Origin of the sequence: Gottfriedia sp. NPDC057991 (assembly GCF_042886615.1) — a bacterium.
Lineage (GTDB): Bacteria > Bacillota > Bacilli > Bacillales > Bacillaceae_G > Gottfriedia.
The window spans coordinates 645,749-665,022 of record NZ_JBHVQN010000001.1 but is presented as its reverse complement, the minus strand read 5'-3'; the positions used below and the strand labels follow the sequence as shown (position 1 = coordinate 665,022).

The window sequence follows — 19,274 nt, the reverse complement described above, 5'->3', positions numbered from 1 at the left end:
ACGTTAGATGTTCATTCTATTCATCTATATTTTATTAATTTAGTTAGATGACACTTTTGAGAAGAATTCTTCATAAATAACTTGTACTGCTTTTTTCTCGTCGTATGATTTTACTCCAAACATCATACTTACTTCTGAAGAACCTTGGTTGATCATTTCAATATTTATTCTCGCATTTGCTAACGCTTTACTTGCTCTTGCAGTAGTACCAACATTATGACGCATCCCCTCACCTACTAACATAATCAAAGCAAGGTCTCTTTCAACGACCACATGGTCTGCATCTAATTCATCTTGGATCCGTTTAATAATTTGAAATTCTAATTCAACTGGTAATTGATTTTGGCGAATAATAATTGAAATGTCATCGATTCCGCTTGGCTGATGCTCATATGAAATCTGATAATCCTCAAGTATTTGCAATAATTTACGCCCAAATCCTATTTCTCTGTTCATTAAATACTTGCTTATATAAATACTACAAAATCCATTATCACTCGCGATTCCAATTAAAGGACCGTTTGATAACGTACGTTCCTTAACTATGCGTGAACCAGGAGCAGTTGGATTATTCGTATTTTTAATGTTCACTGGAATTCCAGCTTGAAAGGCAGGTATCAATGCTTCGTCATGAAATACGTTAAAGCCTGCATAAGATAACTCTCTCATTTCTCGATAAGTTAATTCTTTAATTTCCTTTGGATTATGAATAATCGCAGGATTTACAGAAAAAACTGCATCAACATCAGTAAAGTTTTCATATAAAGTAGCTTTAACTCCGTTGGCAACAACAGAACCAGTAATATCTGAGCCACTGCGAGAAAATGTAACGATATGTCCTTCTTCTGAATATCCAAAAAATCCTGGGAAAATAAGAATGCCAGATTTTTTTCTCAATTCAAATAAGTTCTCATAGCTTTTCGCTAAAACTTGGGCATGTCCGGGTTCATTTGTTACAAATAAACCTGCTTCTTTTGGATTAATATAACTTGCTTCAAGTTCTTTTAACTGAAAATATGACGCTACTAATCTAGCACAATTATCTTCCCCACATGCCATAACAGCATCCATATATCTTGCAGGATGATCTTTTTTACTACTGATCGAAAGTGCGATACCCAGTGAAATTTCACTCATAATATCCTCAGATAAACCTAATCCATTTGCAATTTCAGAATACCTTTGAATAATTTGATTGAATTCTTTCGAATAATCCTTTCCTGCTAGGGCAAGTTGTGCGCAACTAATTAGTAAATCGGTAACTTTGATATCATCTGGAAATCTTTTGCCTGGTGCAGATACAACGATAATTTTACGTTCAACATCTGATGTAACAATCTGAAATACTTTTTCAATTTGTTCCGAAGTGGCTAATGAAGACCCACCAAATTTTACGATTTTCATTTTTATTACCCCTAATTTAGTTAATTTTCAGTTAAAAATAATGTTACAATTATCCTCCTTATGTGAGAAAAAATCAACACCAATTAATAAGTTTTTTTGGGAAATTTTAGTATTTTACAAAAAGAATTTGAAGTTGTTGTGGGTATTTATTCAATCCAGTGAAAGGAATAGCGCTAAGAACGTGTAGATTCTTTAGAGCAGAGTTTAGGTTTATATGAGCAAGGGGTTATATAAGATATGGAGAAAGCATGAGCAAAGGTATACTAGTAGATTTTAAAGTCTTTAATTACCGTTAGTCCCTCCTGCTCTCCCCGTTTTATGTTTTGTATAAAAATGCAATTAAAAATAATTTTAAAAATATTGAATAAATAACCCAAATAACGAGCAATAAACAGCTATAATCATCTATAAATTTTTACTGCTCCATTAAAAAACTCCCTATTTTAGAAAACAAGGAGCTGATTATGTAGATAAGGTCCCTAAAATTTGATTTTACTTTTAGCTAACCATTGACTAACGTAGCTTGGTTATAAAGCTCTGCTCAATACTAGTAAGCTTTCTAAGGAGCGTAATCATTTATATACTAACCTTGCTTTTTATAGTCTGTTTACAAATTTAACTGAAAATTCACACTAAAGTAAAGAAGCTTTAACAATCCTTCCCTATGCTTAGTAAGTAACCTACTAGCGAATTAGGAGGGAGAATATATTGAACTAGAACGCATTGAAAAAAGCAGTTCTTGCTTTTGTTCTTACGACTACATTGTCTGCAGGAGTATTTATGGTTTCTGGTAATCCGGCTGCTAGAAACATTCCTATTAACACCAAGAAAGATAAGAACCGTTTCATTCAAGTACAATTACTTGGCATTAATGATTTTCATGGACAATTAGATACGACCCGAAAATTTAACGGCAGGAATGTTGGCGGAGTAGAATATCTTTCCGCATATTTGAATCAAAAGAAAAAGGAAAACAAAAATACTATTTTAGTTCATGCTGGTGACATGGTTGGTGGAAGTCCTCCAATATCTTCATTTCTTCAGGATGAGCCTACAATTGAAGTATTAAACAAGATGGGTTTTGACTATGGGACTCTAGGGAATCATGAATTCGATCGTGGTGTGAATGAAATGATGAGGTTGATCCAAGGTGGAAATAATCAAAAAACTGGTTACTTTAAGGGGGCAAATTTCCCATATATATGTGCCAACGTAATCGACAATAAAACTGGTAAGACCATTCTACCTCCATACAGTATAAAAAATATTAATGACGTTCCGATTGGATTTATCGGTGTCGTTATAAAAGATACTCCGAAGATTGCACCACCAAACAAAACAGATGGCGTAAGGTTTATTGATGAAGTAAAAGCAATCAATAATTCAGTTAAAACACTTAAAAAACAAGGTGTAAAAACAATCGTGGTGCTGGCACATAATGGCGGAAATCAGTCCAAAGCAAATGGAAATGCGACAGGTGAAATCGTTAGAATGGCCAAAAAAATGGATGATGAAGTTGACGTAATAATTTCTGGACATACACATACTTTTCTTAACAAAGAAGTGGACGGAAAGCTCATTGTCCAATCCTACTCTTATGGAATATCTTTCTCCGACATTCAGTTAAAAATTGATCCATATACGAAAGATATCGTAGGCAAAAAGGCAAGTATAAAGATGGTCTACCAAGATGATATTAGACCAGATCCTGAAATAAAGAATTTGATACAAAATTATGAATCTAAAATTGAACCGATTGTAAATAAAGTCGTTGGAAAAGCAGCAAACGACATTTTAAGTAAGAAGAATCATAACGGAGAATCTAGTTTAGGAAATATGATTGCAGATTCACAACGAATTGCAATGAAGTCCGATTTCGCATTTATGAACTTTAGTGGAATACGTGCTGATCTTCCAAAAGGGGATGTAACTTTGGATGAATTGTTCACGATCCAACCATTTAAAATTAATCTCGTTAAAATGACATTATTTGGTGAACAAATTCGGAAACTCCTCAATCAGCAATGGCAGGAACATGGAAGTGTTCGAATGCTACAAATATCAGGTTTAAAATACACTTGGGATAGTACGAAAGATTCTGGTCAAAAAGTTATTAATATCATGCGAACAGATGGTACTCTAATTAATCCACAAACTAGTTATACTGTCACTACAAATAGCTATCTTGCAAATGGCGGTGACAATTTCTCGGTATTACTAACAGGGAAAAATAAAGTGGAAGGTCCAACAGATTTTGATGCATTTGAAGATTATGTGAAGGAACAAAAGAAACCATTGGTTCAGGCATTTGATGGTCGGATTAATCGGATTAAATAGATTTTTAGAAGGTCCAAAAACACGATTTTCATTTTGATAAGATTCTATCATACTACTCAGAAATTTGACCATAAAAAAAGTTCTCTTCGATGTTTTATTAAAAGTCAAGAAAATTTTTAAGTTTATTTATAAGTAGAAGATTTTATATAATGTCACACATTATATTGTCGATAAAAAGAAGGATAGGACAGCAGATTTATTAACTGCTATTTCTATCCTTTTTTTGTACTACAAATGACCTGATTTACTACAACAACATTTTTAGACTTTACTAATCTAAAGCATGCGTAAATTATATAAAAACTTTTACATTTTTTAGTTTAAAATAACCTCTCAACCATCTTGCCAATGATAAAAAGTATTAAATAAAAGGCAGCAGTATTTATGGCTTTTCCCTTTGTCCATTCGTTATTTTTATAACGAAAAGAACCTCACAACGAATGTTGTGAGGTTTGCTATTCATGTGTGCTTTTTTGTAATCGAGATAACCAGAAGAGAAGTGGAATTTACATTCGATCAACATTTAAGATGTGTACCTTGAAATGTGGTTTGATGTTCATTTTAGGATAATCCGCTTTCCAATTTAACTTTTTCCACATTTTCGGGTGAAACGCCTTAATCCTTTCACCGATTCCAAGCAAATCACAATTCGCTTTTTGCAGGGTTTGAATGGTCTCTAACGCTTTTTTGTCTAATTGTTTACCTAGTTCTTTTTCGGTTTTATTCACATATTTTGCATTAAGCTCGTGATAGGATGTTCCTAATTTGATGACAACGATTTCGATGTTAGCATTGATATTCACTTTTGGTGGTCTTTTTGATTGAGGTATCACACGAATCGTTGAAGTTCCTTTTTTAAATGAAAAGCTGAAACTTCGATATTCTTTTTTTTCTTCGCTAACTTTCTCTAATTTACCACTAAATCTTTGTCTGCCTTTTGCTTTTCCGGTAAGTAACCTCATGATACGCAATTGTTCATTATTAAGTTCTACATCTGTATTCTTCCCGTGGCTAAATAATAGCGCACCAACTAATTCTGTACCTTTCTCATTTTGTTTCATAACTGGAATCGCAAGATTTGATAACTCCTCTTCTTTTGATTCTAATAATTGCATCATCGTCACACTTTTAATGATATTATTTTGTTCTAATGCCCTGTTAAACCTAAAAAAATTACCAGCGAATTTTCCATTCTGTTTTGGAGCGGTCTTTAAAAAAGTTACTAAGTCCCCTTTGAATATGACAACGGGTGCGTTAATAGACGCATACGGTGCATGTAATAAAAAATCCAGTTGTAAAGTTGGATTGGTATTCACAAAAGATTCACTCATCAAATAAGTCCCTGTGTTGATACCTAAAAATGGCGCTTGATCGATATACTCTCCTTGAGTAACGGCTTCAACAACATTCGGTCCTTTTAATACAATCGTCTCAGAAACTGGTTCACCTGAACCTGGACCAGTACTTTTTATGTTGGTGAAGACATAATCTAATTCGACTTCACGATTCTTTTCATTCCAATTGAGTCCTGCTAGATCGACAAATTGTAAATTTCTTAAAGGTAAGCGATCCCAACAGCCTGTTAAAAGTGGTAACAACAACAACAGTAAAATGGTAACTTTTCTCATCCTTTCGCCACCTTTTCTCTTAAAATTGAACCAAGCAAAAGAGCTGTTGGTAGCACGACGATCATGATAAAAGAAAGTACGTTGTGGACTTCTGAATATCGAAACATTCTTTGTCGATCAACGAAAAAGCAAGAAACGACAAAGCCTAAACCTGCGAGCAACCAAACCAATAAAGAATGACGATTGATTTCTTTTTTTCGTATACTTGCCATATACCGTGCAGACAAAAACAAATACATATAAACGGTTGCCGTTGTGATTAATAACCACATCGTGATAAAGACGATATCTAAACTTTGCACGACAGGCCATCTAAATTTACGAAGGATGAACACTATCGGTTCAGTGATCGTATCCAATTGGTTTTCGCTAAAATTATAGGTGGCGATGACACATACCAATAAATAAAAGAATGTCGTCAAACTGTTTGCTAAAGACATGGCAAAGAATATGTCAATCTTTTTTTTGCACTGTACAAATGGAAAAACATATAGAAGTAATTCGAATCCAGTATACGCCCAAAAAATTGGAATCGAGTCTTTTAGAACCGCCACGATTCCATGGGTGCCAATTGGTAAGAAGTGAAGCCAACTCCCTTTTCCCATCCCACTTATGATGATGATCACTGTACAAATGACTAACACTGTGATGACAGATTGCGAGACGGTTGAAAGACTTCTTAAAGAAGATGATGCGGTGTAGGCTGCAATCGCAAACGAAAAACCGACAATCACAATCCATGGTGTTTCATATAGCACCCACCGATGAAGGATATCGGCAAAAGAAATCACAACAATGATACAATTCTGTGTGCAAAAAAGGGCAAGCAAAATGTTTATAATGACACCAATTGGCCTTCCAACAATCTGATAGAGATACTGTTGAAATGTGTATGTAGGATATCGCTTACCAAGTTGATAAATGACAAGGATCACGACTTGAGCGAAAACACCTCCAGCCAAAACAGGCATCCATGAATCATGTCCTGTATGGCGAGATTCTGTGTATGGGATCGACAAAACGTGTGCACCAATTTGTGTTGTAATCACAAGGCAGATTAGTTGGTTAATGGATATTTTTTTTAGATGGATCATCGTCAACTACCCCTTTGGATTATTTAATCTCGTTAGATCTTTTGCGACACTTTCCATTGGTCGCTTTTTTAGCCATTTGATTGGTGCTCTAAATAAGGTATCTTTGATCGCATCTTTGGTAAACCACGCATAAAAATAAGGAATACCAATCGTGTGAATCCTAGATAAATGAGTCAATAACAAAAAGAAACTAATCTCTAAACCGATTAATCCAAAAATAGACGCCATCACTAAGAAAGGATAAGTGATGATTCGTGCGACATTACTCATCTCGTAGGAAGGTATAATAAATGAAGATACACCCGTGAGCGCAGTCACAACGACCATCATATTTGAAATCAGATTCGTTTGAACGACGACTGTCCCAATGACAATTCCACCAACCACCCCAATGGTTTGACCAATTGGACTTGGTAGTCGAATGGCTGATTCGCGTAGGATTTCAAGCGTAACAAGCATGATGATTGCTTCTAAAATCGGAGGTAAAGCAACCAATTGCATTGAATTCTTAAGTGTTAAGGCAATTTCTAATGGAATAATTCGTGGATCGAATGTTACGAGCGCTACATACAATCCTGGTAATGAAACGGCAAAGACGAAACAAATAATTCGAAGGAAACGAAACATACTACCGACGATCCAACCAACTTGATAATCATCTGGTGTTTGAAAGAAGGACCAAAATGAGACTGGCAAAATCACACAATTCGGCGACCCATCAGTTAAAATACCCATTTTCCCATCCATTAGATAAGAACGGATACGGTCTGACCGTTCAGAAATGAGAAATTTCGGAAATAGAGAAAATTTATCATCATTTATCAATTCCTCTATAAAACCAGGTGACTCGACATAATCGATATCGATACTTTCGATTTTTTTCTCCAATTCCATTAAGACGACTTCGTTTGCTAATGAATTCAGGTATAAAACAGATACTTTTGTACTTGAACGCCGCCCCAGTGAGTAACTCTTCACGATTAAATCTGGTGTTTCAATTAATTTGCGCAACATGTTTATATTTGTATCGATATTTTCGTTTAGTGCTTTATGAGAACCACGTAACACACGCTCATTCATCGGAATGGAAATGGAACGATCATTTGTTTTTTCGGTTTCTAATAGATAACAAACGGTTTCTCCATTTCTTTGAAGCACTGTTTTCCCTGTGATTAATGCTTTTGATACATCTGATAACGATTCTGTTTCTTGATATTTTAGAATGTTGACCGCTTCACGAATACTCGTGTAATGAGTATGAAGCAATGGGCTGATGATGTGTTCTTGGACGATAGATAACTCAACCATCGTATCTAAGTAATATAGACGGTACCATTGTTCGCCAACTCGAATATCGTTTGTTTTAAAATCGGAGGTATGACATAACATCTCTCTGATTTTTTTTTCGTTTACATCTAGAAGTGATTCCGTTTTCATGAAGAACCCCCTATTCAAAAGTTAAGCTAGTTTCCATTTCTTTTGTTTTTATTACTACCCAATGAATGTTAATTTTGGATAAAAACACCACAACTACTTCAAATAGTATGAACCAAATCCATCAAATTAATGTAGGTCTAAGGTGTTTTTCTCTCTATTGGTTGCTTCAGATCATTCAAAAACGCCTCTACGCTTCGTTCAAATAGAAAAAAGGTGTGCATTTTCTGCACACCTTTTTCGCTGTTAAGGATTGTGAATAGAAGAGGATTCTGTTCAATGATCGCATGCGATGCCGTCTTTATCTCGATCTAACTTCGTACTATAACCAGGGTCACCTTTATACAGCGGTGCCTTTCCGACTGCTTTTACTTCTTTGCAACTTTTATAGTAGACTTCCGTTTCCCTTTCTTCAGGTTGGTCATTTTCTTCTGGTTCTTTATTTACTTCGGGTGTCGGAGGTGGAGTGGTGCTTTTTCACTTTCTTCTGCTCTTTCTTTAACTCCTCCGATTCTTCTATTATAGCTATATTATTATTCAACTAATCTGCCAGGTAGTTGAATAAGAAATACAGGGGAAGATTAAAATAATCATTACTTAAACATTTCAAAATGATTAGCCACCCATTTTGTATTGTTGTTGGCAATATACTGTTCCGCAAGGATCCGACGTTGGATAAGTTCTTTTTTAGACAACTTCATGTATGTTCTTTGTGTATTCTCAACACTTCGACTTGGTTTTAATTTACGAAAATCTATATCATCCAGATTGGCATTTTGGTTCGGCTTGGTATTTTTGCTATTCTCTTTTTATTTATACGTTAGACTATGTTGTTTGTAATACTCTAATAACTGTTCATTTGTCCGAATAGTGTTTTGATGAATCCCTTTACCTTCTGTATCAATTTCTTTTGAATAATTAGCTATGTTTGTATAAGTGACGGGAATCCTTTTTTCAATTAAGAGGTCAATCGTTTGTTTCCCCAATTCAACAGAACGGTTACTACGTTTTTGATGACTATCTTTTAGCCACAATCTATCGTTTGTGGAATTTAATACCTGGCTCATATTGTTGTTCCTCCGATATTTTTCAATGAGCTCAATTTCTTTTAATTCAGCTTGAGCATGTTTACGAGATATACGAAAATCTTTAGCTGCAACTTCTAAACCTTGAGATTTGAACCTTTTCTCTGAATCCTTAGTCCAATTAATATAATCTAGTAATTCGTGTTTTTTTTCAGGTTCTGGAATTTTAGCGGCGCAACCAACACATTGCATTTTTACCGGACATACAGAATTTGTTACACATGTTCCTCCTAAAACATTATTAAATACTCCAACTTTTTCTTTATATTTTTCAAGCTCTTTTTCAAGTTCTGCTGGATTTCGCAATACAGCTTCATCTACATCTACATAATTCGATATAATATCATGTAAATCACTAACTGATTGAGCCACTTGGCTTGGTGTAGGTTCTGAATAGTATTCTGTAACCTGTATCACGTTGATGAAGGATCTTTGCTACAATGTCAATTGGCAACTTTTGTCGTTGAACGCTACTTCTCTAACTGTGTATTCTTTCAAAAAAATACCTCCGAGAAATTAAAAGTTGTACGAAATGACGTTCTTAATTTACCACAACAGTTTGTAAGTTATTTATGGAAAAAAAGTTTTTTTGTTGTTGTAGTAAATGAGGTCATTAAGAGGTCTTAAAAAAAAGTACACCACTATTTATAAGTGATGTACTTAAATCAATATAATGTGTAACATTAAAGACAGTTTACTACTCTTATAATCAGAAAGTACATTCACTTGTTTTTAATTTTACAAAGTAAGGGAACTTTTTGAATTATGCTTTAATATAACGTAATACAGGTTTACGAGCTGCTAAAGTTTCGTCAAGACGACTTACAACAGTTGTATGTGGAGCCTCTTGTACGATTTCTGGATTTTCTTCAGCTTCTTTAGCAATTGTAATCATTGTATCGATAAATGAATCTAATGTTTCTTTTGATTCAGTTTCAGTTGGTTCAATCATAATACACTCTTCCACGTTTAATGGGAAGTAAATTGTTGGTGGGTGGTAACCAAAGTCTAATAGGCGTTTAGCGATATCTAATGTACGAACACCTAATTTCTTTTGACGTTTTCCACTTAATACGAACTCATGTTTACAATGACGATCGAATGGTAGGTCAAAATGTGGTTCTAAACGACGCATCATATAGTTAGCATTTAAAACCGCATCTTCTGTTACTTGTTTTAAACCTTCTGGTCCCATTGAACGAATGTAAGTATATGCACGAACATTAATTCCAAAGTTTCCAAAGAAAGGTTTTACACGACCGATTGACTCTGGACAATCGAAATTTAAAACATATTCTTCTCCAACTTTTTCAACGATTGGTGCTGGTAAGTATGGAATTAAATCTGCTTTAACCCCTACAGGACCAGAACCAGGGCCACCGCCACCGTGTGGACCAGTGAATGTTTTATGAAGATTTAAATGAACTACATCAAATCCCATGTCTCCAGGGCGTGCTTTACTTAATACAGCATTTAAGTTAGCTCCATCATAATAAACTTTACCACCTGCAGCATGGATGATCTCAGAAATTTCATAAATATCTTCTTCAAAAAGACCTAATGTATTAGGGTTTGTAAGCATTAAAGCTGCAACATTTTCATCAACTACACGACGTAAATCATCTAAGTCAACTAAGCCTTTTTCATTTGATTTAACCGTGATTGTTTCGAAACCTGCAACAGTTGCTGATGCTGGGTTTGTACCGTGAGCAGAGTCAGGTACGATTACTTTAGTACGGTTGAAGTCACCGCGGCTTTCGTGATAAGCACGGATAATCATTAATCCAGTCCACTCACCATGAGCACCTGCAGCTGGTTGTAAAGTTACTTCATCCATACCAGTAATTTCTTTTAATTCTTGTTGAAGCTCATGCATTAATTCTAAAGCGCCTTGGACAGAATACTCATCTTGTAGTGGATGAACATGTGCAAAACCAGCTATACGAGCTACAGCTTCATTAATTTTTGGATTGTATTTCATTGTACAAGAGCCAAGTGGATAGAAACCAGAGTCTAAACCATGATTTCTTTTTGATAGTGCTGTATAATGACGCATTAAATCTAATTCAGATACTTCTGGTAAATTCGCTTTTACTTTACGTACATAAGTCGCCGGAATTACTTCTTCAATATCGAATTCCTCAACGTCCATCGTTGGAAGACTATATGCGATACGACCTTCTTTACTCATCTCAAAAACTAACGGTTGATCCTTCAGCATGTTGCATCCCCTTTCCGTCTACTAATAAAGCTAGCTCTTCTACAAATGTATCAATATGTTGTTTAGAACGTAATTCTGTTACTGCGATTAACATATGATTTTCCATAGCAGGTTCAACTTTTGCTAGGTCATAACCACCGATAATTTTCTTTGTAAATAAATGTTTATTAATTTCAGAAACATTTTGTTTTACATCAATTACTAGTTCATTAAATGCTGCGCCACCGAATACTACTGAGATACCGTTTTCAGTTAATTTCTTTTTCATATATTGAGTACGTTGAATATTTTGAGTTGCCATTTCAACTGCACCATTTTTCCCAAGAGCTGTCATCGCAACAGAAGCTGCTAATGCATTTAATGCTTGGTTTGAACAAATATTTGAAGTCGCTTTGTCACGACGAATATGTTGCTCACGCGCTTGTAATGTTAATACGAAACCACGACGACCTTCGCCATCAACAGTTTGACCAACTAAGCGACCTGGCATTTTTCGCATTAATTTGCTTGTAGTTGTAAAGTAACCGCAGTGAGGTCCACCAAACTGAGTAGGAATACCAAAAGTTTGTGCATCACCAGCAACGATATCAGCTCCGAATTCTCCAGGAGGAGTTAAAGCCGCTAATGCTAATGGATTACTTGAAACTACGAATAAGCTCTTTCCTGTGTGGGCAATTGGCTCGATTTGATCTAATTCTTCAATTTGTCCATAGAAGTTAGGGTATTGAACAACAACACAAGCAACATTATCGTTCATTTCATTTTTAAGCTCTTCTAAATCAGTTTTTCCATCTTTTAGTCCAATTTCAACAACCTCTAAATGTTGACCTTTAGCATAAGATAAAATAACTTCACGTGATTGTGGGTGAACAGCTTTAGAAACTAAAATGCGCTTTTTACCAGTATGACCAGCTGCTAAAGTAGTTGCTTCAGCAAGTGAAGTACCTCCGTCATACATTGAAGAGTTTGCTACATCCATTCCAGTTAATTCACAAATCATTGTTTGGAATTCAAAAATTGCTTGAAGTTCACCTTGTGAAATCTCTGGTTGGTATGGTGTATAAGCAGTATAAAACTCTGAACGTGAAATCACATGATCTACAACTGTTGGTAAGTAATGATCATAAACACCAGCACCTAAGAAAGACACATACTCTCTTAAGTTAGCATTTTTTTTCGCTAATTCGCTTAACTCCTGAATTAAATCAGTTTCAGATTTTGCTTTTTTAATGTTTAATAAGCCATTAAAACGAACTTTTTCAGGAATATCACTAAATAATTCATCTACTGATGAAACACCTACTACTTTTAACATCTCTTGACGATCTTGCTCTGTCATTGGTAAATAACGATGCATTAAGGTAATCCCCTTTCTCCCCCTAGTTACTTCTTCTCTCTTTTGTAAAATGGTTTTGAAACTACAACTGCTTTTAATTTTTTATTTCGAATTTCAACTTCAAGTTCAGTACCTAAAGCAGAAAATTCAGATTTGATTAATGCAAGTCCAATATTTTTCTTTAATGTTGGAGATTGCGTACCACTTGTTACTTCACCAATTACTTCCCCATTTACATATACAGGGTAGTGAGTTCTTGGAATACCTTTGTCGATCATTTCAATTCCAACAAGTTTACGAGGTACACCTTGCTCTTTTTGATTTTTCAGAATTTCTTTACCGAAGAAATCTTCTTCTTTATTTAATTTCACAGCAAAGCCGATACCAGCTTCTAATGGAGTAATGTCTTTTGTTAGTTCTTGACCATATAATGCTAGAGCTGCTTCGAAACGAAGTGTATCACGGGCACCTAATCCACATGGTTTTAAACCGTCTTCCTTACCTGCTTCTAAAAGTAAAGCCCAAAGCTTAGACGCATCTTCAGCAGCTAAGTATAGCTCGTATCCATCTTCACCAGTGTAACCTGTGCGTGAAACTAAAACCTTTAGATCACCAATTAATACATTATCTTTGAAAGTAAAATACTTAATATCAGAAACGTTCTCATTCGTTAAACGTTGTAAAATTGCAACAGATTTTGGCCCTTGAAGAGCTAATTGTGCAACTTCATTACTTTTATTAACTACTTTTACATCACCTTCAACATGTGAAATTAACCATGCGAAATCTTTTTCAATATTAGACGCATTTACAACTAATAAATAGTGTTCATCGTTATACTTATAAACTAGTAAGTCGTCTACCGTTCCAGCATTTTCATAGCACATTGCTGTATATAATGCGCCTTCTTCATTTAATTTAGAAATATCATTTGTCATCATTTTTTGTAAATATTTAAGACTATCTTTACCAGTTACTTCAATTTCTCCCATGTGAGAAACATCAAATAAACCAGCTGCTGTACGAACAGCTTCGTGTTCTTCTTTAATGCTCGAAAATTGTACAGGTAGCTCCCAGCCACCAAAATCAATTGTTTTACCACCTAACACTTTGTAATCTTCAAACAAAGGTGTGCGTAATAAAGTCGTCATGTAGCCATTTCCCCCTTATCTACATGCTAGCATGATGGAAAACTAAATTAATAGTTCGTCCAGCTAACCATTAAATAATTTACATATTTTGTATATTTTCGGAAAAACTAGTAGAAAACAAGAAATTATTATCAATCTATATTAATTAACTGTTTTTTCTTAACAATAAGAGTTTTTTGTTTAATAAAAGAATAATAAATTTTTACTTTTTTCTACACTATTATCCTAACATTAAACGACAAGTTTCAGCAATATCAAAGTGAATTTTTTTAAAAATAAAATAACGAACATTATAGCTGTTATTCCACTATAACGTTCATGATTATCCAATATAAAAATGAAATAGGTGAGATTTGAATGTCAATTGATATTAAATTCCATACAGAGTGGCAGGAAGAGTTCTTAGAGAAGCTTGAAAACGATGGACCATGGTCAAATTGGGAGAATTATAAGCTTGCCTATCATACTTCTACAAAATTAGCTATACCAACTTTTACAGGTATGATCGCTCCTACTCATTTACCAAATTTAACACCATTGCCTCATCAATTAGATGTAGCTACAACTGTAATTGAAAAAATGAATGGAAAAGCAATTTTAGCTGACGAAGTAGGATTAGGTAAAACAGTTGAGGCAGGTTTAATTTTAAAAGAATACATGATTCGTGGTTTAGTTAATAAAGTGCTTATACTCGTTCCAGCATCACTTGTATCACAGTGGACCTTTGAATTAAATACAAAATTCCATATTCCCGCAATCGCACAACAAAAAAAGAATTATGTTTGGGATAGCTGTGATGTTGTTGTATCATCTATCGATACTGCTAAAAGAGATCCCCATCGAGAAAAAATATTAAGTATCAATTATGATCTCGTCATTATCGATGAAGCTCATAAACTTAAAAATAATAAAACAAAAAACTATGAGTTTGTACAACATCTTAAAAAGAAATATTGTTTACTACTTACTGCTACACCAGTTCAAAATAACATAGAAGAAATTTTCCATTTAGTTTCTTTATTAAAACCTGGCCATTTAGGTAATAAATCTAGTTTTGAAGAATACTTTTCTGCTAAGAACCGCTCATTAGAGCATGAAGACTTATTGCGAGAACTAATCGGAAAAGTAATGGTTCGAAATCGTAGACAAGATACAGGCATTGAGTGGACAAAGCGAAAGGTAGAAACAGTACTAATTAATTTTAATGAGGAAGAACAAAAACTTTATGATTTAATCGATGAATGGCAGAAATCACAATATACTGGGGTAACCTCAGCATTCTCCTTTTTAACATTTAAGCGTGAAGCTTGTAGTAGTCGCGAAGCAGTTTATGTATCAATGAAAAAAATGCTTCAAAGATTTGAAAAAGAAAATATTGATATTAACGATCCTTATATCGAGAAAATTCTTCATCAAATTAATCAAATTACATCTAATTCAAAAGCAAATAAAGTAATTGAACTAATAAAAAAAATAAATGATAAAGTCATAATTTTTACTGAATATCGCGCAACACAGTTGTATTTACAATGGTTATTAAAACAAAACGGTATTACATCCGTACCATTTCGGGGTGGCTTTAAACGTGGTAAGAAAGACTGGATGAAAGAATTATTTAAAAATCGTGTACAGGTTCTAATCGCAACCGAAGCTGGTGGTGAGGGTATTAATCTACAATTTTGTTCAAACATGATTAATTATGACCTTCCATGGAATCCAATGAGACTAGAACAAAGAATAGGACGTATACATCGACTTGGACAAACTGAGGATGTAAGTATCTATAACTTTGCGACTGTTGGCTCAATTGAAGAACACATACTAAGACTACTTTATGAAAAAATCAATTTATTTGAGCGTGTGATTGGTGAACTGGATGATATTCTAACGAGAATTCCTTATAAGGATTTTGAAGCTCATATGAATGAAATATTCATTCACTCTAAAACTGAAGGCGAAATGAAAATTAAAATGGAAAATTTAACGTCCATCATTCAATTACAGCAAAGTAAACAAGCAGGTGATAGTTATGCAGCAACATGAAATCCATGATTATATCGAATACTTTTTCACACATAATGATTGTGAAATCATAAAGAAAACTCCGACATATCTAGAAATACAATTAACAATTGAGATGGATAAAAAATTAATGAATCGTCCTTTCTATTGGCATTATTTAGAAAAAACAGGCGGCATCCCAAATCCAATGAAGTTAACACTTATTACTGATAGTGATAATGCACCTGAAGATCTTAAAGGTGAACAAATTCATTTTGGTTCGCCACGTCTTCACCAAATTTTCTCAATCGTTAATGAACTAGGACAGTCAATTAGACTTTATGAAGACACAAAAGCACCTATGGGCCAACAAATTGCATTACACCCTTGGTTATCTGTTAATTATCAGGTTTCTTTTACTTGTGATCATAAAAAAGATTATTTATATTCGTTTGGAATCCATTTAATTTCCGGAAGGATTATTGAAGATTTTCATACAAAACTTGAAAAAACCCAGTTCAACTCTAAAATACCTGATTTTTGCTATTCCATGTCACCTATCATTAAACCAATAAGTGGTTTAAATCGAATGGAACAATTACTTCGAAACAAAATTGAAAAAGAAGATACTGTATGGGCTGAAGAAGCAAGGAATAGATGGCAACATGATTTAGATTTATTAAATCAATTTTATGAAGATGATGAAGAAAAACCTGAAAATTATCATGTAGAATTCAATGCACTTAAAGAACTTTATGAACCAATTATTCATGTTGATGCAATTAATGGTGGGCTTTTTTATCTATCACCAGACACAATGAATAAATTAAGCTAAATCTTTTAAGTGGGATTAGGAATGGAGGGAGATCTAAATTGGATTGTTCCTCTTTCCTGTTCTTCCTACTATTAAAAATTTTATAGCCAAAAAATAAAGACTGACTTCTTATTTGAAATCAGTCTTATTAACTAAATACTTTTCTTTTCTTTGTCTTTACGATTTTGAATTTTTTTCATAAATAAAGCTAGACTTAATGGTAACATTCCAAACATGTTAGTAGAAAATGGAGCTTTCAACTCTTCTTTTTCTTGTTTTATTGAATCACGTTTCTCTTTTGGTTGATCAATATAATTAATAAATTGTTCTGTCATATATTTTACATAATCATTTGTTTTCAATAGAAATCACCTTACTTTCTTATCACTTATTTCTACTATCTCCTCCTTTTGAATAATTTAAACAGTCAATGATTTCCAATGCAATTTCAATTGGCGTTAAATTATTCGTCGAAATTACATAATCTGCTTTTTTATATTGTGATTCTCTCCTTTGAAAAAGTTCCGTCAATTCTTCTACCGATCGATTTACAGCATTTGGTCGGTTAGAATCCAAATGGATTCTTTCATATATTATTTCAATTGGCGTTTCAAGATAAATTATTTTGCCAGTTTCTTTCATATACCTAATGTTTTCATCACGAAGAATGATTCCACCACCTGTTGAAGTAATCATTTTTTTTGATGGTAAATTTTTTAATATCTGCGTTTCTATATCGCGAAAACCGCTTTCACCAAACTCATTAAACAAATCTGGTATGCTTTTGTCTGTTTGATAGACAATTTCCTCATCTAAATCAATAAATTTTTTATTTACTCTTTTAGCTAATTCCTTTCCAACAGTCGTCTTACCACACCCCATAAATCCTACTAAATAAATTGATTCCATTTCATCCTCCAATTTAATCGATCCAATCAGATACTTGGTTTGTACTTTTTTTATATTTAAATTGAACTACATATTTTTTTATTTTTGAATTACTACTAGTTAAAGTTACATGATATTCATCATTTGTTATTAAAGAAGTATTCAATATAATTTTTGTCTTATTATAATACTTTATTGTATTTCCTTGAAGTGGTAAATTACCATGCTTTAAATCGTAAACTGCTTGTGAATGTACACGGTCTAGTTCGTTTTGATTTCTTGTATAAGAATAGAAGGTATTAAACGAATGAAAGATATCTATTTGTATTAGAAAAAAAATTAGTAAAACATTTATCATAAAGATCGTGTAAGGTAAATACATTCCATTTTCACCAAGTATTTTAAATTTAATGGATAAATATCCGAATAGTTTTTTCATAAATACCACCATTTAAATCGATTACTTTTACTAGGATTTGCCTTTCACTTATTTGTGCAAACTTTATATCCTTTATATTTTGAAGTACAATTTCATGCCCTAATCCAAGCCTTTGACGTCGAATAATCGTTGCGTATTTGCGATAACTAATCGTAACTTGATTAAACTCTTCAAAGAGAAGAAGGTCGGGATGAACTGTAAAACGTATACTCTTGTTTGCCTCTTTTTGAACTTCTTTTATAAAATTATCTAATTCTAACCTATTTACGGATTCAAAACTGTAATTACGTTTAACAAAACTTTTTAAACTTGAAGTCGATATAGAAATAATCATTAAAAATAAAACAAGTGAAAAAAGTGTTTCAAGTAAAGTAAAGCCTTTTTCATTCTGTAATTTCTTCACATATTTCACTTTCCTTATTTCGATCAGTCCAAATAACACAAATCGAATTAAAATTATTTCTAGAATTTATTTTTAATAAAAACTCTCTGCCATTCTTTGTATAGAAACCCTCTTTAAAATCTTCTCTGTTAATAAAATAAAGATGAACCATATCTGTTAATAAGTCATCCGCCATATTGTTAATCGTTAACTTATCTTTTTTTTGTAAAAATAATGACATGGAAGGAACGATCATAATACAAAAAATAATTAGTAAGTTTAAAGAAATAACCGCCTCGATAAATGTAAACCCTTTTTCATTTCCGATCATATTTAAATCGACCACTTCCTAAATAAAAAGTAACAATATATTCAGCTTTTTTATATTTAATTGAAATCGTTCCAGAACTTGAGATATTACCGTCGGAGTTAAATCTTAACGGAGGTTTTAAAGTAAGGTAAGTTATGTTAATTGATTTGTCAAAATTCCGAATAACTACAGGGGGATTTAGTAAATTATCTTCTATTTCGTATTTATTTTGATAAAAGATGATCCTAGTAGGAATTTGTTTTATTATTGCGTTCCTTTGTGTAAGAAAAATATCATTTTGAAGCATTTGAATAAATAATGTTAACTTTTGTTCATCTTCAATCTTCCTAACTTGATTGATCGGTAAAATTAATAACAATATCATAATTGAAAGGACTAATAACATCTCAACAAATGTAAAACCAAATGAATTACCCAACCTTTTTTTAAGGTATAGATACAGAACCAGTTGCTTTGTCATACGATAACTCAACTTTGTTATTGCATTTATATGTTGTTATATAGCCCTGTTCTTTTAAGACTGATAAACTTTCAGGTAATTGTTCATTTTCTAATCGATACGATTCAACACTTGACTGGACCATTTTTTGAAGTGCAGAACATCCTTTTGTTTGAATCGACTGTTGCTGCTTTCCTAAATTTGGTATCACTAGTAATAAAAGAAGTGAAATGATAAATAAAACAATTAACATCTCAATTAAAGTAAATCCTTTTTCATTCAAACTAACT

General features: G+C 33.3%; 18 protein-coding genes and 2 pseudogenes. 3 read left to right on the top strand and 17 right to left on the bottom strand.

Annotated elements, in window-relative coordinates:
• Positions 1–39: 39 nt before the first annotated feature.
• Positions 40–1,404, bottom strand: coding sequence for an aspartate kinase (locus ACFVR2_RS03250; protein WP_387358860.1), 1,365 nt, complete (start codon positions 1,402–1,404; stop codon positions 40–42).
• A gap of 780 nt (positions 1,405–2,184) precedes the next feature.
• Here ACFVR2_RS03250 and ACFVR2_RS03245 point away from each other — a divergent pair.
• A complete protein-coding gene (locus tag ACFVR2_RS03245) occupies positions 2,185–3,741 on the top strand; it encodes a bifunctional metallophosphatase/5'-nucleotidase (RefSeq protein WP_387358858.1) in 1,557 nt (518 codons plus the stop codon).
• Between the two features lie 506 nt (positions 3,742–4,247).
• On the opposite strand, the gene ACFVR2_RS03240 is transcribed toward ACFVR2_RS03245, so the two are convergent.
• The 9 genes and pseudogenes from ACFVR2_RS03240 to gcvT form a co-directional block, all read right to left on the bottom strand.
• Positions 4,248–5,369, bottom strand: coding sequence for a Ger(x)C family spore germination C-terminal domain-containing protein (locus ACFVR2_RS03240; protein ID WP_387358856.1), 1,122 nt, complete (start codon positions 5,367–5,369; stop codon positions 4,248–4,250).
• Complete coding sequence (locus ACFVR2_RS03235) at positions 5,366–6,463, bottom strand: GerAB/ArcD/ProY family transporter (RefSeq protein WP_387358854.1); 1,098 nt, start codon at positions 6,461–6,463, stop codon at positions 5,366–5,368. The genes ACFVR2_RS03240 and ACFVR2_RS03235 overlap by 4 nt, the downstream gene beginning before the upstream one ends.
• A gap of 6 nt (positions 6,464–6,469) precedes the next feature.
• The gene (locus ACFVR2_RS03230) at positions 6,470–7,900 is read right to left on the bottom strand and encodes a spore germination protein (protein ID WP_387358852.1); all 1,431 of its coding nucleotides are present in this window, start codon (positions 7,898–7,900) and stop codon (positions 6,470–6,472) included.
• Between the two features lie 273 nt (positions 7,901–8,173).
• Positions 8,174–8,293, bottom strand: a pseudogene (locus ACFVR2_RS03225) (excalibur calcium-binding domain-containing protein); the annotation flags it as partial.
• Positions 8,294–8,706: 413 nt separating this feature from the next.
• Positions 8,707–8,964: a hypothetical protein gene (locus ACFVR2_RS03220; protein WP_387358850.1), complete on the bottom strand. Its 258-nt coding sequence runs from the start codon at positions 8,962–8,964 to the stop codon at positions 8,707–8,709.
• Positions 8,933–9,454, bottom strand: a pseudogene (locus tag ACFVR2_RS03215) (site-specific integrase); the annotation flags it as partial. The gene ACFVR2_RS03220 and the pseudogene ACFVR2_RS03215, both read right to left, overlap by 32 nt.
• A gap of 291 nt (positions 9,455–9,745) precedes the next feature.
• The gene (gene gcvPB, locus ACFVR2_RS03210; RefSeq protein WP_387358848.1) at positions 9,746–11,203 is read right to left on the bottom strand and encodes an aminomethyl-transferring glycine dehydrogenase subunit GcvPB; all 1,458 of its coding nucleotides are present in this window, start codon (positions 11,201–11,203) and stop codon (positions 9,746–9,748) included.
• A complete protein-coding gene (gene gcvPA / locus ACFVR2_RS03205) occupies positions 11,175–12,560 on the bottom strand; it encodes an aminomethyl-transferring glycine dehydrogenase subunit GcvPA (protein WP_387358846.1) in 1,386 nt (461 codons plus the stop codon). Before gcvPA ends, gcvPB begins: the two co-directional genes overlap by 29 nt.
• Before the next feature lie 26 nt (positions 12,561–12,586).
• Positions 12,587–13,690, bottom strand: coding sequence for a glycine cleavage system aminomethyltransferase GcvT (gcvT, locus tag ACFVR2_RS03200; protein ID WP_387358844.1), 1,104 nt, complete (start codon positions 13,688–13,690; stop codon positions 12,587–12,589).
• A 357-nt stretch (positions 13,691–14,047) separates the two neighbouring features.
• Here gcvT and ACFVR2_RS03195 point away from each other — a divergent pair, with 357 nt between their 5' ends.
• Both ACFVR2_RS03195 and ACFVR2_RS03190 read left to right on the top strand, forming a co-directional pair.
• Positions 14,048–15,733: a DEAD/DEAH box helicase gene (locus tag ACFVR2_RS03195; RefSeq protein ID WP_387358842.1), complete on the top strand. Its 1,686-nt coding sequence runs from the start codon at positions 14,048–14,050 to the stop codon at positions 15,731–15,733.
• Positions 15,720–16,526, top strand: a complete 807-nt coding sequence (locus ACFVR2_RS03190) for a YqhG family protein (RefSeq protein WP_387358840.1) — start codon at positions 15,720–15,722, stop codon at positions 16,524–16,526. The genes ACFVR2_RS03195 and ACFVR2_RS03190 overlap by 14 nt, the downstream gene beginning before the upstream one ends.
• 131 nt (positions 16,527–16,657) lie before the next feature.
• Here the strand turns inward: ACFVR2_RS03190 and ACFVR2_RS03185 are convergent, their stop codons facing one another.
• The 7 genes from ACFVR2_RS03185 to comGC are packed head-to-tail and all read right to left on the bottom strand — an operon-like array spanning position 16,658 to position 19,267.
• On the bottom strand, positions 16,658–16,867 hold the full coding sequence (locus ACFVR2_RS03185) for a YqzE family protein (RefSeq protein WP_098428829.1): 210 nt from the start codon (positions 16,865–16,867) through the stop codon (positions 16,658–16,660).
• Between the two features lie 22 nt (positions 16,868–16,889).
• The gene (locus ACFVR2_RS03180) at positions 16,890–17,414 is read right to left on the bottom strand and encodes a shikimate kinase (protein ID WP_387358838.1); all 525 of its coding nucleotides are present in this window, start codon (positions 17,412–17,414) and stop codon (positions 16,890–16,892) included.
• Positions 17,415–17,427: 13 nt separating this feature from the next.
• Positions 17,428–17,832 (bottom strand): hypothetical protein, encoded by a 405-nt coding sequence (locus ACFVR2_RS03175; protein ID WP_387358836.1) that lies wholly within the window; start codon positions 17,830–17,832, stop codon positions 17,428–17,430.
• Positions 17,801–18,235: a competence type IV pilus minor pilin ComGF gene (comGF, locus tag ACFVR2_RS03170; RefSeq protein WP_387358834.1), complete on the bottom strand. Its 435-nt coding sequence runs from the start codon at positions 18,233–18,235 to the stop codon at positions 17,801–17,803. The genes ACFVR2_RS03175 and comGF overlap by 32 nt, the downstream gene beginning before the upstream one ends.
• Entirely contained in the window at positions 18,216–18,545 is a 330-nt protein-coding gene (locus ACFVR2_RS03165) for a pilus assembly FimT family protein (RefSeq protein WP_387358832.1), read from the bottom strand. The genes comGF and ACFVR2_RS03165 overlap by 20 nt, the downstream gene beginning before the upstream one ends.
• Complete coding sequence (comGD, locus tag ACFVR2_RS03160; RefSeq protein ID WP_387358830.1) at positions 18,532–19,005, bottom strand: competence type IV pilus minor pilin ComGD; 474 nt, start codon at positions 19,003–19,005, stop codon at positions 18,532–18,534. Before comGD ends, ACFVR2_RS03165 begins: the two co-directional genes overlap by 14 nt.
• Positions 18,971–19,267: a competence type IV pilus major pilin ComGC gene (gene comGC, locus ACFVR2_RS03155; RefSeq protein ID WP_082459599.1), complete on the bottom strand. Its 297-nt coding sequence runs from the start codon at positions 19,265–19,267 to the stop codon at positions 18,971–18,973. The genes comGD and comGC overlap by 35 nt, the downstream gene beginning before the upstream one ends.
• Between the last annotated feature and the right edge of the window lie 7 nt (positions 19,268–19,274).